We start from the raw sequence: 13,250 nt of genomic DNA, 5'->3' as shown, positions 1-13,250 counted from the left end.
CCGCGCAGGGCCGCCGTGCGCCGTGGCCGGAAGTCGACTCGGGGCCCCGTCCGCGCATTCACCCCCGGGCCGCCCCCACGCCGCCTCGGCGCCATCCGTGCCGACTAGCGTCCCGCCGTGTCCGGTGCTCGGGCCCGGCCACCGGGCCGGCGCCGTCCGCCGGACCGCCAACGAACCGTCGAGGACCGGACGAAGAGGTCGCGGATGCCACCGGACATGTCCCGCAGAAGGATGCTCGCACTCGGCACCGGGGCGCTCGGCGCCGCGGCGGCCGGATCGGTGCTGCCGCCCTCCGTGCACGCCGCGCTCGCGGCCGGACCGGCCGCGGGAGGGCTCGACGCCGTGCGGCACGTGGTGATCCTGATGCAGGAGAACCGGTCCTTCGACCACTACTTCGGCGCGCTGCGCGGCGTCCGCGGCTTCGGCGACCGCAACGCGGTGGAACTCCCCTCCGGGCGGAGCGTCTTCGAGCAGCCGGGCCCCTCGGGCGGCAGCGTCCTGCCCTTCCCGGTCCGCGAGGCCGCCGAGGCGCAGAGCAGGGACCTCCAGTACATCGGCGACCTCGACCACTCCTGGACCGGCGGGGCCCGGGCCTGGCGCGAGGGGTGGATGGACGGCTGGGTCCCCGCCAAGACGGCCGCCACCATGGCCTACTACGACCGCAGGGACCTCCCCCTGCACTACGAGCTGGCCGACACCTTCACCGTCTGCGACGCCTACCACGCCTCGGTGCACACCTCCACCAGCCCCAACCGCAACCACCTGTGGAGCGGCTGGACGGGGTACGAGGCCGACGGCACCCGGGCCGTGACCAACGCGGCCTACGCCGAGGACACCCATCCCGGCTATCCGTGGCCCACCTACGCGGAGCGGCTGGAGCGGGCCGGGCGCACCTGGCGGACGTACACGGAGTGGGAGAACTTCACCGACAACAACATCGAGTTCTTCACCACCTTCAAGGAGATCGCGCGCAAGGCCCTGTCCCGCACGGGCGGAGGCCACACCCACATGGAGGCGTTCTACGCGGCGGTGCGCTCCGCCGCTCCGGCCGAGCGCACCCGGCTGCTCGCCGCGCTCGACGAGGGCGTCGCCGTGCTGGACGAGGGCGAGCGCTCCCTCTTCGAGCGGGGGCTGCGCAGGGTCGGGACGGGGACGCTCGCGGAGTCCTTCCGCGCCGACGTGGCCGCCGGCACCCTGCCGGAGGTGTCGTACCTGGTCCCCTCCGCGGTCGACTCCGAGCACCCGGGTGCCTCCTCGCCCGCCGCGTCCGCCTCCCTCGTCTACCGGATCCTCGACGCGCTGGCCTCCCATCCCGAGGTGTGGCGCCGGACGGTGTTCCTTGTCACCTACGACGAGAACGACGGCTTCTTCGACCACGTGCCCCCGCCGGTGCCGCCCGAGGACGACACCGAGGAGCGCTGGCAGGGGCTGCCGACCGGCCTGGGCGTGCGGGTGCCGATGCTGGTCGTCTCCCCCTGGTCCGTCGGCGGCTACGTGTGCTCGGAGGTCTTCGACCACACCTCGGTGATCCGGCTGCTGGAGCGGTGGACCGGGGTCGAGGAGCCGAACATCACCCGCTGGCGTCGCACCGTCACCGGCGACCTCACCTCCGCCTTCGACTTCCGCCGCGGCCGCCGCCAGCCCGAGGTGGCCCGGCCCGCTCCGGTGCCGCCGTTCTCCGGCCGCTGGCGGCCCGCCCCGCCGGACGAGCAGCGGATGCCCGTGCAGGAGCCCGGGGTGCGGCCCTCGCGGCCGCTGCCCTACCAGCCGGACGCCCACGGCCGGGAGAGCCGGGGCGGGGCCGCGGAGTTCGTCGTCACGCTCCGCAACACGGGCCGGTCCAGCGCGCACTTCGCGCTCTACCCGTATGCGGGGGAGTTCGCCGTCCCCCAGCACCGGGACGTGCGCGGCGAGGCCCGCTGGCGGGTGCCCCTCACGGGCGCCGGGTACCGCTTCACGATCACCGGGCCGGGCGGGTTCCGGCGCGAGTTCGAGGGCCGCCGCGGCGGCACCGCGGAGGTGGCCTCCCGGGTGGACCCCCGCGAGCGCGACATCCACCTGCGCCTGCGCAACCACGGAACCCGGCCGCTGACCTTCACCCTGCGGCCGCTGGGGTACGTCGACGAGGCGGACCTGCACGACTGGACCCGGGAGATCACCGTCCGGCCGGGGCGCAGCCGCAGTGTGGTCCACTCCGCCGCCGACGCGCACGGCTGGTACGACCTGGAGGTGACGGCCGCGGAGGACAAGGGCTTCCGGCGGCGGCTGATGGGCCGCATAGAGAACGGTCGCGCCGGCGTCTCCGGCTGATCCGGGGGAGTGTGCGCAGGGTGGGCGGTCCGCGGGCCGCCCACCCTGTGACGATGCACACGAACCGGACAAAGGATCATCAACTGCTGCGACAGTGTCTCGTGCAGGTCATGCGCCACTATCCGGGCATTCCCGCCCGTAGGGCCACGAACCCCCTGGGAGCAGTCGTTGGCAGCCATCGCCCGGTGGTGCGTCAGGCACCGTCTCGTCGTCGTCCTGCTCTGGCTGCTGGCCCTGGGCGGCACCGCCGCCGGAGCGGTCGCCGCCGGGTCCGCCTACTCCAACGACTACGACGTCCCCGGAACGGAGTCCGGCCGCGCCGCCACCCTGCTCCAGGAGGGCTTCCACGGTCTCGGCGGGGACAGCGACACCGTGGTGTGGCACACCGACGACGGCAGCGTCCGCGCCCCCGCGGTCGAGGAGCGGATGACGGCGATGCTCGACCGCGTCGCCGGGCTCGACGGGATCGCCTCGGTCGCCGGACCGTACGGCGACGAGGGCGCGGGCCGGATCAGCGCCGACGAGCGCACCGCCTACGCCGTGGTGACCTTCGACGAGCGGGCGGACGACGTCCCGCCCGCCCAGGTGCAGGACCTGGTCGACACCGCCCGGGCGGCGGCCGACGAGGACGTCCAGGTCGAACTCGGTGGCACCGCGATCGCCCAGTCCGAGGCCCCCGGCGGGCACCTCGCGGAGGCCGTCGGGGTGGCGGTGGCCGCCGTGGTCCTCTTCCTCGCCTTCGGCTCCCTCGCCGCCAGCCTGCTGCCCATCGCCACCGCGCTCGTCTCGGTCGGCACGGCCTACGCGGGCACCGTGCTCCTCGGCCACGTCATGACCGTGGCGGACTTCGCGCCCATGCTCGGGCTGCTCATCGGACTGGGCGTGGGCATCGACTACGCGCTGTTCATCGTCACCCGGCACCGGCAGGGCCTCAAACGCGGGCTGCCCGTCGCCGACGCGGCGCGCGAGGCCACCGCCACCACCGGGCGGGCCGTCGTCTTCGCGGGGGCCACCGTCTGCATCGCCCTGCTGGGCATGCTCATCCTGCGGCTGAGCTTCCTCAACGGCGTGGCCGTCGCGGCCTCGCTGACCGTCGTGCTCACCGTCGCCGCCTCCGTCACCCTGCTCCCGGCCCTGCTGTCCTTCATCGGCATGCGGGCCCTCGGCCGCGGGGAGCGGCGGCGGCTCGCCGAGCACGGCCCCCGCCCCGAACTGCCCACCGGCTTCGCCGCGCGCTGGTCGGCCTTCGTCGAGCGCCACCCGAAGCTCCTGGGCGCCCTGGCCGCCGCGGCCATGGCCCTGCTCGCCCTCCCCACGCTCTCGCTCCACCTCGGCACCTCCGACCAGGGCAACGGGCCCGCCACCTCCACCACCCGCCAGGCCTACGACCTGCTCGCCGACGGCTTCGGCCCCGGCGTCAACGGACCCCTGACCGTGGTGGCCACCCTCGACGGCGCGGACGACAAGGTCGCCATGGACGGGCTGTCCGAGACGCTGCGCACGACGCCCGGCGTCGCCGAGGCATCCCCGGTGGTCTACAACGGCAGCGGCGACACCGCCTTCCTCACCGTCGTCCCCGAGACCTCCCCGCAGTCCAAGGCCACCAGCGAGCTGGTCGACCGGCTGCGCGAGGACGTCCTGCCCGCCGCCGGACAGGGCACCTCGCTCCAGACCCACGTCGGCGGCGTCACGGCCGGCTACGACGACTTCGCCTCGATCATCGTCGGCAAGCTGCCCCTGTTCATCGGCGTCGTCATCACCCTCGGCTGCCTCCTGCTGCTCCTCGCCTTCCGGTCGATCGGCATCCCGCTCAAGGCCGCGGCGATGAACGTCGCCGCCGTCGCCTCCGCCTTCGGCGTCGTCGTCGCGATCTTCCAGTGGGGGTGGGGCAGCGAGCTGATCGGCCTGGGCCGGGCCGGGCCCATCGAGCCCTTCCTCCCCGTGATCATGGTGTCGGTCCTGTTCGGGCTGTCCATGGACTACCAGGTGTTCCTGGTGAGCCGGATGTACGAGGAGTGGCTGGAGACCGGGGACAACCGGCGCGCGGTGCGTGTGGGCCTCGCGGAGACCAGCCGGGTGATCAACTCCGCGGCCGTGATCATGATCTCGGTGTTCCTCGCCTTCGTGCTCAGCGGCGACCGGGTCGTGGCCATGTTCGGCATCGGCCTGGCCACCGCCGTCGCGCTGGACGCCTTCGTGCTCCGCACCCTGCTGGTGCCCGCGCTGATGCACATGCTCGGCGGTGCCAACTGGTGGCTCCCCCGCTGGATGGACCGCCTGCTGCCCCGGATCAGCATCGAAAAGCCCGGGTGCCGCGAGGCCGCACGTGCGAAGATCCCCGTGCAGCGCACGGGCGCGGACGAGGACCTCGTCCGCCAGGGCGGCGGCGGGGAGTCCGCCTCCTGAGAGGCGCGACACGACGGCAGAGGCGGGACCCGCCGGGAGCACCGGCGGGCGGGCATGGGGAGCGGTGGGGCCGTGTACGCGGTGGAACTCGGGGAGGACGGCGCGGTGCTCGCGCCCCTGGAGCCCTGGCAGGCCGGGGAGTTCCTGGCGCACATGGACCGCGGCAGGGAGGCCATCGGCCGCTATGTCGGCCTCGCGGACGCGGTGACGGACCAGGAGACGGCCCGGGCCTTCCTCACCTCGTACGCGGAGAAGGCGGCCGCGGACACCGGGCGCCTCCACGGCATCCGCGAGAAGGACGGCACACTCGTCGGCGGGGTCCTGCTGCGCACCCTGGACCTGGTCCAGGGGGTCTGCGAGGCGGGATGCTGGCTGGAGCCGTCGGCCACCGGCCGGGGCCTGGTCACCCGGGCCGCCACCGCACTGATCGACTGGGCGGTGGAGGAGCGGGGCATCCACCGCGTGGAGTGGTTCGCCTCCTCGGCCAACGCCGCCAGTCTCGCCGTCGCCGCCCGGCTGGGGATGACCCGCGAGGGGGTGCTGCGCCAGAGCTACCTCCACCGGGGGGAGCGGCACGACATGGAGGTCTGGTCGGTGCTCGCCCCCGAGTGGCGCGCCCGGCGGGCTGACGCCCCGCGCTGAAGCGGCCCTTCCGCCGCGGGCGGAGGCGTCCGCGGCCGAAATCGCTGGTCCCCCGGCCGTGCGCCGTGCTCTGCTGTGGCCCATGGAACCGATTGCCCTGCGCGACGCCTACGACCTCCGGGTACGCCGAGGACCCGCCACCGCACCCGGGGTGCGCCGTTTCGACGCGGAGGAGGAGGGCTGGTGCGGCGTCGTCTGGTCCGACCTCGACGCGCACACGGCCGACGCGGCGATCGCCGAGGAGGTGCGCCGTGCGGAGGCCCTCGGCCGGGACACGGAGTGGAAGCTCTACGACCACGATCTCCCGGCGGACCTCGGCGACCGGCTGCGCCGGGCGGGCTTCGTCCCCGAGCCCCCCGAGACCCTGATGATCGCCGAGACCGCCGCGCTGGACACCCGTGTGCGCCTCCCGGAGGGCGTCCGGCTGGTGGACGTGCGGGACGCCGACGGCGTGGACCTGGCGATCCGGGCGCACGACGCGGCCTTCGGCGGCGGCGGCGAGCACCTGCGCGCGCGCCTGCTGCACGCCCTGGAGAACGCTCCCGGGGAACTCACGCTCACCGTGGCGCTCACCGATGGCGGTCTCCCGGTGTCCGCCGCCCGCATCGAGTACCTCCCCGGGACCGGCTTCGCCGGCCTGTGGGGAGGCGGCACCCACCCGGACTGGCGCGGGCGCGGCATCTACCGGGCCCTGGTGGCCCACCGGGCGTGCGCCGCGGCCGCACGGGGCGTGTCCTTCCTCCAGGTGGACGCGTCCGCGGAGAGCCGGCCGATCCTCCGGCGCCTGGGCTTCGCCGCCGTGGCCACCACGACGCCGTACGTACTGCGGGCCCGCAGCAGCTGAGGGGCCGCGTCCGCCGGCCCGGCTCCGGGCGCCCTCACGCCTCCGGGGGCGGCTCGGCGGCCCCGGGGCGCTCCCCGTCCGCCGCTTCGGCCCCGCCCGCGGCCGGCCTGCGTATGGTGACCTTGCCCGAGGCCAGGTCGATGGGCCCGCCGCCGGGGGCCCCGTCGCCGGGGTCCTCCCGGGTGAGCGCCAGCCGGTTGCGCTCCTCCTCGGTGTGCCTGCGCCCGGGAGCGAAGATCTCGTCGAACAGGTTGAACACCGATCGGCCCGCCTTCCGTGGAGGGCGCCCCCGGTCCCTCCGGGAACGGTTCTGCTGGTGCCGTGCCGTGCCGTGCCGTGCCGAAGCCCGGCCGGCGCCGCCCTACCGCACCCGCAGGCCCAGGATCCTGTCGTCCCCCGGGCCCGGGGTACCGCGCGTGTCCGTCTCGCTGGTGACCAGCCAGAGCCGGTCCCCGCCGGCCGCCACCACGGTGCGCAGACGGCCGTACTCTCCCTCCAGGAACGCCCGGGGCTCCGCGGAGGGTTCCGCTCCGGCGAGCGGGATCCGCCACAGGCGCTCCCCGCGCAGCCCGGCCATCCAGATCGACCCCTCGGCCCAGGCGATGCCGCTCGGCGACGCCTCGGAGGTGCGCCACTGGGCCACCGGGTCGGTGAAGTCCGCCCCGCCGCCCCTGCCCTCCACCTCGGGCCAGCCGTAGTTCGCGCCCGGTTCGATCAGGTTCAGCTCGTCCCAGGTGTTCTGCCCGAACTCGGCCGCCCACAGCCGCCCGTCGCCGTCCCAGGCCAGCCCCTGCACGTTGCGGTGGCCCAGGGAGTAGACGACGGAGTCCGCCTCGGGATTGCCGTGCACCGGCTCGCCGTCGGGCGTCATCCGCAGGATCTTGCCGCCGAGCGACTCCCGGTCCTGTGACAGCCCCCTGTCCCCGGCCTCGCCGGTGCCCGCGTAGAGCATCCCGTCCGGGCCGAAGGCGATCCGGCCGCCGTTGTGGATCGTCCCCTTGGGGATGCCGCGCAGCACGGTGTCCGGGGCGCCGAGCCGGCGGCCCTCCGGGCGGCCCTCGTCGTACAGCAGCCGTGCGATCCGGTTGTCCGACGCGGTGGTGAAGTAGGCGTACACCATCCGGTCGGTGGCGAAGTCCGGCGAGACGGCGAGGCCCAGCAGGCCGCCCTCGCCGCCGGACGCCACGCCCGGCACGGAGCCGAGCTCGGCCGTGGTCCCGTCCCCGGCCGACACCAGGGTGATGGTGCCCTGGTCCCGCGAGGAGACCAGCAGGTCCCCGTCCGGGAGCACCGCCACCCCCCAGGGGGACTCCAGGTCCTCCGCGAGGGTGGACACCACGTCCGCCGCCCCGCGGGCGGGCGGCGCGGAGGGCTCGGTGGAGGAGGCCGCGGCGGCGGGGGAGGAGGCGGCGGGGTCCCCGGACGGGGTACCGGGCAGCGGCCCCCGAGACCCGTCCGAGGAGCAGCCCGCCGTCAGGGCGAGCACGGCGGCGGCCAGGGCGGCCCGCAGGACTGGACGGTGCACGATGCTGTCCCTTCGAACGCCGCTCGCGGGTGCGAGCGCCAGAGGTGCGTACTCCTTCGTTCATACACCTCTGCCGCACTCCGGGGTTCAGGGTCCCTCCCGACCGCGGCGGGGGGCGGCTCCGGCGCACCCGGGCGGGCGCGCTCCGGCAGGGTGCGGGGCGGCGGCGGAGAGGGGCGCGCCGGCGCCGCCCGTCCCGGCCGTTCAGTCCCAGGAACCGAGCGCGGGCGGCAGCCGGGCGATCTCCGCCAGGTCGCGCCCGGTGAGCCGCAGATCCGCGGCGCCCGCGTTCGCGACCGCCCACTCCGGCCGTTTGGTGCCCGGCACCGGCACCACGTGCCGCCCCTGCGCCAGGACCCAGGCCAGCGCGGCCGCCGCCGGGGTGGCCCCCGGGCCGTGCCGGGCGGCGACCCGGCGCAACCCGGCGACCACGCCCTGGTTGGCGGCCATCATCTCGGCCGTGAACCGGGGGTGCCGGGCCCGGGCGTCGTCCGGCTCGAAACCCTGGCCCGGGGTGAGCGTCCCCGTCAGGAAGCCGCTGCCCAGCGGCATCGCGGCCAGGAACCCCACCCCCCTCGCCTCGCACCAGGGCAGCAGCCGGGCAAGCGCCTCGCGCGACCACACCGACAGCTCGGCCTGCACCGCGCTGACCGGGAACACCTGCTGCACGCGCTCCAGTTGCCGGATCGTCGTCTCGTGCAGGTCGGCCCCGGGGCGGCGCGGCGCCCGCGCACCCACCGCGCTCCACCCCAGCGCGCGCACCTTGCCGGCCGCCACCAGCTCGGCCATCGCGCCCCAGGTCTCCTCCACGGGGACCTCGGGGTCGGTCCGGTGCAGCTGGTACAGGTCGATCGCCTCGGTCTGGAGCCGCCTCAGCGAGGCGTCGCAGGCCCGCCGCACGTAGCCGGGGCGGCCGTTGGCGACCGTGTGCCCCTCGCCCACGAGCAGCCCGACCTTGGTGGCCACGAAGGCCTCCCCGCGGCGCTCCCTGAGCGCCCGGCCCAGGAGCAGCTCGTTGGTGAACGGCCCGTACACGTCCGCCGTGTCCAGCAGTGTCACCCCCGCGTCCAGTGCGGCGTGCACCGTGCGCAACGAGCGCTCCCCCTGCCGCTGCGAGCCGGTGTACGCCCAGCTCATCGGCATGCAGCCCAGCCCGACGGCGCCCACCTCCAGCGCCGCCGCACCGATCGTCCTGCGCTCCAACTCCCCGTACCTTCCGCTCGGCCGCCCCCAAAACCTAACCAATGCGCGGGAGGCCTCGTGGCATAGCCTCCGGGCATGGGAAACGACGTGTGGCTGCCCGTGGCGGCCGAGGAGATCGAGGGGCTGCCCGCCTCCGCCGAGGCGGGCCTGACCTACCGGTTCTGGAACGGCGGGCCGGACTTCCCCGCCGACCCCGCGGACTGCGTCTTCTACGCGGTGCCGTACATGCAGGGCATGGACGTGGCGATACGCCCGCTGCCCGCGATGCGCTCGGTACGCGTGGTGCAGACCCTGTCCGCGGGGACGGACCATGTGGAGCCGGGGCTGACCGGGCTGCACCCGGGGGTGCGCCTGTGCAACGCCAAGGGGGTCCACGAGGCGTCCACGGCCGAGCTGGCCCTCGCCCTCGTGCTGGCCTCGCTGCGCGGCATCCCGGGGTTCGTCGAGGGCCGGCAGCGCGAGGAGTGGCGGGCGGGCTTCTACCCGGCGCTCGCCGACAAGTCCGTACTGATCGTGGGCTACGGCTCCATCGGCGCCGCCATCGAGGACCGGCTCACGCCGTTCGAGTGCGCGCGGGTGGTGCGCGTCGCGCGCTCCGCACGGACGTCGGAGCGCGGCGAGGTGCACGCGTTCACTGAACTGCCCGTGCTGCTGCCGGAGGCCGACGTGGTGATCCTGTCGACGCCGCTCACCGAGGCCACCCGGGGGCTGGTGGACTCCCGCTTCCTCGCCCGGATGAAGGACGGGGCGCTGCTGGTGAACGTCGCCCGCGGACCGGTGGTGCTGACCGAGGCCCTGCTGGCGGAGGTGGGGACCGGCCGGATCGGCGCGGCGCTGGACGTCACCGACCCCGAGCCGCTGCCCCCGGGCCACCCGCTGTGGCACGCACCCGGGGTGCTGATCAGCCCCCATGTCGGCGGCTCCACGTCCGCGTTCATGCCCCGTGCGAAGCGCCTGCTGGCCGGGCAGATCGCCCGGTTCGCCGCCGGGGAGGAGCTGCGGAACGTCGTGCTCACCACCGGCGGGTGAGGCGCCGGGGAGCCGTTCGGGCACGCTCCGCAGTCACTCGAATGCACCGCGTGCCCTTGTTGCCGCAGGTGGTCACGGAGAGTAGAGGGGCTATGTCCCTGAGTGACGATATTGGTGTATCGTCCCGACCTGGGGGCTGCTCCGGACGGAGCGGCGGTGCCGCTACGTGAGCTGACAGCCGATCAGACCTGAGGGGGGCGACGGGCGATGGGCCGATGGACCGACGAACCGACGCGGCGGTGCCGACGACGACCGCCTGCGGGCGCGGCGGTGCGGGCCGCCGCCCTCCGCGAGCACACCCCGGAGCGCCCGCCGCGGGGGCCGTTCCCCCGACCGGACCGCCCCCAGCGGCCCGCCGGGCGCCGGGGGGCGGTCCGGTGAGCGCGCCGGGGGTGCTCGCCGCACGCGAGTCCGCCCGCGGCGGCGGGAACCCCGCCCTCCGCCAGCAGCTCGCCCTCGCCGCCGTGTGCGCCGCCTACGGCGTGGGCGCCGCCCTCGGCTGGGGCTCCGAGAGACTGGCCCTGGTCATGGGCGACTTCGGGCTGAGCGCGGCCGCACTGGTGGCCGCCGTCTCCTGCCTGCTCTATGCGCGTACACCCCGCTGCCGCTTCCGCCCCGCCTGGCTGCTGTTCTCGCTGTCCTCCTTCATGGCCGCGGCGGGCAACGGGGTGTGGGGCTGGTACGAGGTGGTGCTCGGCACCGAGGTGCCGACCCCCTCCGCGGCGGACGTGTTCTTCCTCTGCTTCGCGCCGCCGGCCATCGTCGGCCTGCTGGTCCTCGCCAAGCGCCCGGCGAGCCGGGCGGGCTGGGTCTGCCTGGGGCTGGACTCCTGGCTGATCGGCGGCTCGCTGCTCACCCTGTCCTGGAGCCTGGCGCTCGCCCACACCGCGAACGCCCAGGGCGGGCGCAGCGTCGCCCCGGCGGCCCTGGCCCTGGCCTACCCCCTGCTGGACATCGTGCTGGTGAGCATGGTGCTGGCGCTGCACTTCAGGCGCTCTCCGGCCAACCGCTCCGCCGTCAACACGGCGATCGGCGGCCTCGCCATGACCGTGCTGTGCGACGCGTTGTTCACCTCGCCCCTGCTGCGCGAGAACTACAGCTCCGGCCAGCTCCTCGACGCCGGCTGGTTCGCCGGCTCGCTGCTGCTCGCCTACGCGCCCTGGGGCGCCCGGCGCGCGGCCGAGGCGGCGGGCGGGCCCGTCGGCGGGCCGCGCCGTCCCGGGCGGCCCCGCCGCGCCGGCCGTCCCCCGGCCGGGTCGATCACGGCGCTCACCCCGTACCTGGCGGCGGCCGTGTGCACCCTGGGCATCCTCTACAGCGTCACCGAGGGGCGCCGGGTCGACCGCGTCGTCGTCATCACCGCCTGCACCGTGGTGCTCGCGCTGGTGGTGCGCCAGGGCATCATGCTGCTGGAGAACATCGCCCTCGCCCACGAGCTGGCCGAGAAGGAGAACCACTTCCGCTCGCTGGTGCAGGGCTCCAGCGACGTGATCATGATCGCCGCGCCCACCGGGGTGCTGCGCTACGTCTCACCCGCCGCCACCAAGGTCTACGGCCGGGAGGCGGGGGAGCTCGTCGGCTCCGAGCTGGCCTCGCTGATCCATCCCGAGGACCTCGGGAGGGTGGTGCACGAGGTGCGCCGCTTCCTCGCCGCCCGGCACGCCGACGAGCCCACGACCCGGATCGAGTGCCGCTTCCGCTCGGGCTCGGGCACCTGGCTCCATGTGGAGTCCACGGTCAGCCGGTACGAGGGCGGCCTGATCTTCAACAGCCGGGACGTCACCGAGCGGGTCCGCCTCCAGGCGCAGCTGCAGCACAACGCCGAGCACGACCCGCTGACCGACCTGCCCAACCGGGCCCTGTTCACCCGGCGGGTGCGGGGCTCCCTCTCCGGGCGCCGTGCCGGGGACCGCGGCACCGCGGTGCTCTTCATCGACCTGGACGGCTTCAAGGGGGTCAACGACCGCCTGGGCCACCAGGCCGGCGACGAGCTGCTGGTCCAGGCCGCCCGCCGGCTCGCCGAGTCCGTACGGGCCGGGGACACCGCCGCCCGCCTCGGCGGGGACGAGTTCGCCGCCCTGATCGTCGGTGACGGCGCCTGCGACCAGACCGACCGCGAACTCCAGGTACACGAGATCGCGGAGCGGCTGCGGGCGACGCTCTCGCAGCCCTACCGCATCGACGGGGCGGAGGTGCGCGTCGCCGCCTCCATCGGGGTGGCCTTCGCCGAGCCGTCCATCGACGCCACCGACCTCATGCGCAACGCGGACCTCGCGATGTACCGGGCCAAGGCGGGCGGCAAGGACCGGGTGGAGCTCTACGCCCCCCAGATGCAGGCGGAGGTGGTGCGCCGCACCGAGCTGGCCGCCCGGCTGCGCAGCGCCCTCCACGACGGGGAGTTCGCCCTGCTGCACCAGCCCGTGGTCAGCCTGACCACGGGCCGTGTCGACGCGGTGTCCGCCCAGGCCCGGTGGCGGTCCGCCCAGGGCATACTCTTCACGCCCGCCGAGTTCCTGCGCGTCGCCGACGACGGCAACCGGGCCGCCGAACTCGGCCGGTGGCTGCTGGAGGAGTCCGTGGCCCAGGCGGCGGAGCGCGCCCGGCTGGGGCACCCCACGCCGGTCTCCGTGCGGCTCTCCGCGCGGCTGCTGCTGGACCGGTCGCTGCCGCCGGGCTCGATCGAGGCGCTCCTCACCCGCCACCAGCTGCCCTCCGGCGCGCTGATCGTCGAGCTGGCCGACAGCGACCCGAGGATCTCCTTCGAGGAGCTGGAGCAGCGCCTCGCCGCGTTGCGGCGCCTCGGTGTCCGCATCGCGCTGGACGGCTTCGGCAGCGGCTACGCCGCGATCAACGCGCTGCGCCGCCTGCCGGTGGACATCCTGAAGCTGGACCGCGGCCTGGTGGAGGGCGTCGTGGAGTCCACCCGCCTGCACAAGATCACCAGCGGGCTGCTGCGGATCGCCCGGGACCTCGGCATGAGGTGCGTCGCCGACGGCGTGGACCTTCCCGAGCAGGTGCTGGCGCTGCGCGCGATGGGCTGCACCCACGGGCAGGGGCTTGCCTTCTCCGGGCCACTGGACGAGTACCGGCTGCGGCGCGCGCTGGTCGGCGGCGAGTTCCCGGTCCCCGCCGGCATGCCCGTGCCCCTGCTCACGGCCGGCATTCCCCAGGCCCGAAGTGGCTCGAATAGTGAGACGCGCGTCCCACCCACTTGACAGTAACAGCGCGTCGGGGGAGGGTCAGTGCCATGCGCACCCGAATTCTCGTACTTGGACGGCGCGTCGGCTGAGC

General features: G+C 75.0%; 9 protein-coding genes. 6 read left to right on the top strand and 3 right to left on the bottom strand.

Going from position 1 to position 13,250, the window contains the following annotated elements; all coding sequences use genetic code 11:
- Positions 1-204 precede the first annotated feature (204 nt).
- From NPS70_RS05540 to NPS70_RS05525, 4 genes are all read left to right on the top strand, one after another.
- Positions 205-2,310, top strand: coding sequence for a phosphocholine-specific phospholipase C (locus NPS70_RS05540; protein ID WP_256522867.1), 2,106 nt, complete (start codon positions 205-207; stop codon positions 2,308-2,310).
- Between the two features lie 168 nt (positions 2,311-2,478).
- On the top strand, positions 2,479-4,716 hold the full coding sequence (locus NPS70_RS05535) for an MMPL family transporter (RefSeq protein WP_256522866.1): 2,238 nt from the start codon (positions 2,479-2,481) through the stop codon (positions 4,714-4,716).
- A 72-nt stretch (positions 4,717-4,788) separates the two neighbouring features.
- Entirely contained in the window at positions 4,789-5,358 is a 570-nt protein-coding gene (locus NPS70_RS05530) for a GNAT family N-acetyltransferase (protein ID WP_256522865.1), read from the top strand.
- A gap of 82 nt (positions 5,359-5,440) precedes the next feature.
- Positions 5,441-6,202: a GNAT family N-acetyltransferase gene (locus NPS70_RS05525; protein WP_256522864.1), complete on the top strand. Its 762-nt coding sequence runs from the start codon at positions 5,441-5,443 to the stop codon at positions 6,200-6,202.
- A gap of 34 nt (positions 6,203-6,236) precedes the next feature.
- On the opposite strand, the gene NPS70_RS05520 is transcribed toward NPS70_RS05525, so the two are convergent.
- The 3 genes from NPS70_RS05520 to NPS70_RS05510 all read right to left on the bottom strand — a co-directional run bounded on the left by NPS70_RS05520 (position 6,237) and on the right by NPS70_RS05510 (position 8,930).
- Positions 6,237-6,461 (bottom strand): DUF6191 domain-containing protein, encoded by a 225-nt coding sequence (locus NPS70_RS05520; protein ID WP_256522863.1) that lies wholly within the window; start codon positions 6,459-6,461, stop codon positions 6,237-6,239.
- A 102-nt stretch (positions 6,462-6,563) separates the two neighbouring features.
- On the bottom strand, positions 6,564-7,727 hold the full coding sequence (locus NPS70_RS05515; protein ID WP_256522862.1) for a PQQ-dependent sugar dehydrogenase: 1,164 nt from the start codon (positions 7,725-7,727) through the stop codon (positions 6,564-6,566).
- 204 nt (positions 7,728-7,931) lie between these two features.
- A complete protein-coding gene (locus NPS70_RS05510; RefSeq protein WP_256522861.1) occupies positions 7,932-8,930 on the bottom strand; it encodes an aldo/keto reductase in 999 nt (332 codons plus the stop codon).
- Positions 8,931-9,005: 75 nt separating this feature from the next.
- Between NPS70_RS05510 and NPS70_RS05505 the strand changes: the two genes are divergently transcribed.
- Both NPS70_RS05505 and NPS70_RS05500 read left to right on the top strand, forming a co-directional pair.
- The gene (locus tag NPS70_RS05505; RefSeq protein WP_256522860.1) at positions 9,006-9,959 is read left to right on the top strand and encodes a 2-hydroxyacid dehydrogenase; all 954 of its coding nucleotides are present in this window, start codon (positions 9,006-9,008) and stop codon (positions 9,957-9,959) included.
- Positions 9,960-10,336: 377 nt separating this feature from the next.
- Positions 10,337-13,174, top strand: a complete 2,838-nt coding sequence (locus tag NPS70_RS05500; RefSeq protein WP_374211942.1) for a putative bifunctional diguanylate cyclase/phosphodiesterase — start codon at positions 10,337-10,339, stop codon at positions 13,172-13,174.
- Positions 13,175-13,250 lie beyond the last annotated feature (76 nt).

The organism is Streptomyces sp. C10-9-1 (assembly GCF_024497955.1).
Taxonomy (GTDB): domain Bacteria; phylum Actinomycetota; class Actinomycetes; order Streptomycetales; family Streptomycetaceae; genus Streptomyces; species Streptomyces sanyensis.
Note: the sequence above shows the minus strand (reverse complement) of the source record. Positions and strands in the feature narration are given on the sequence as shown.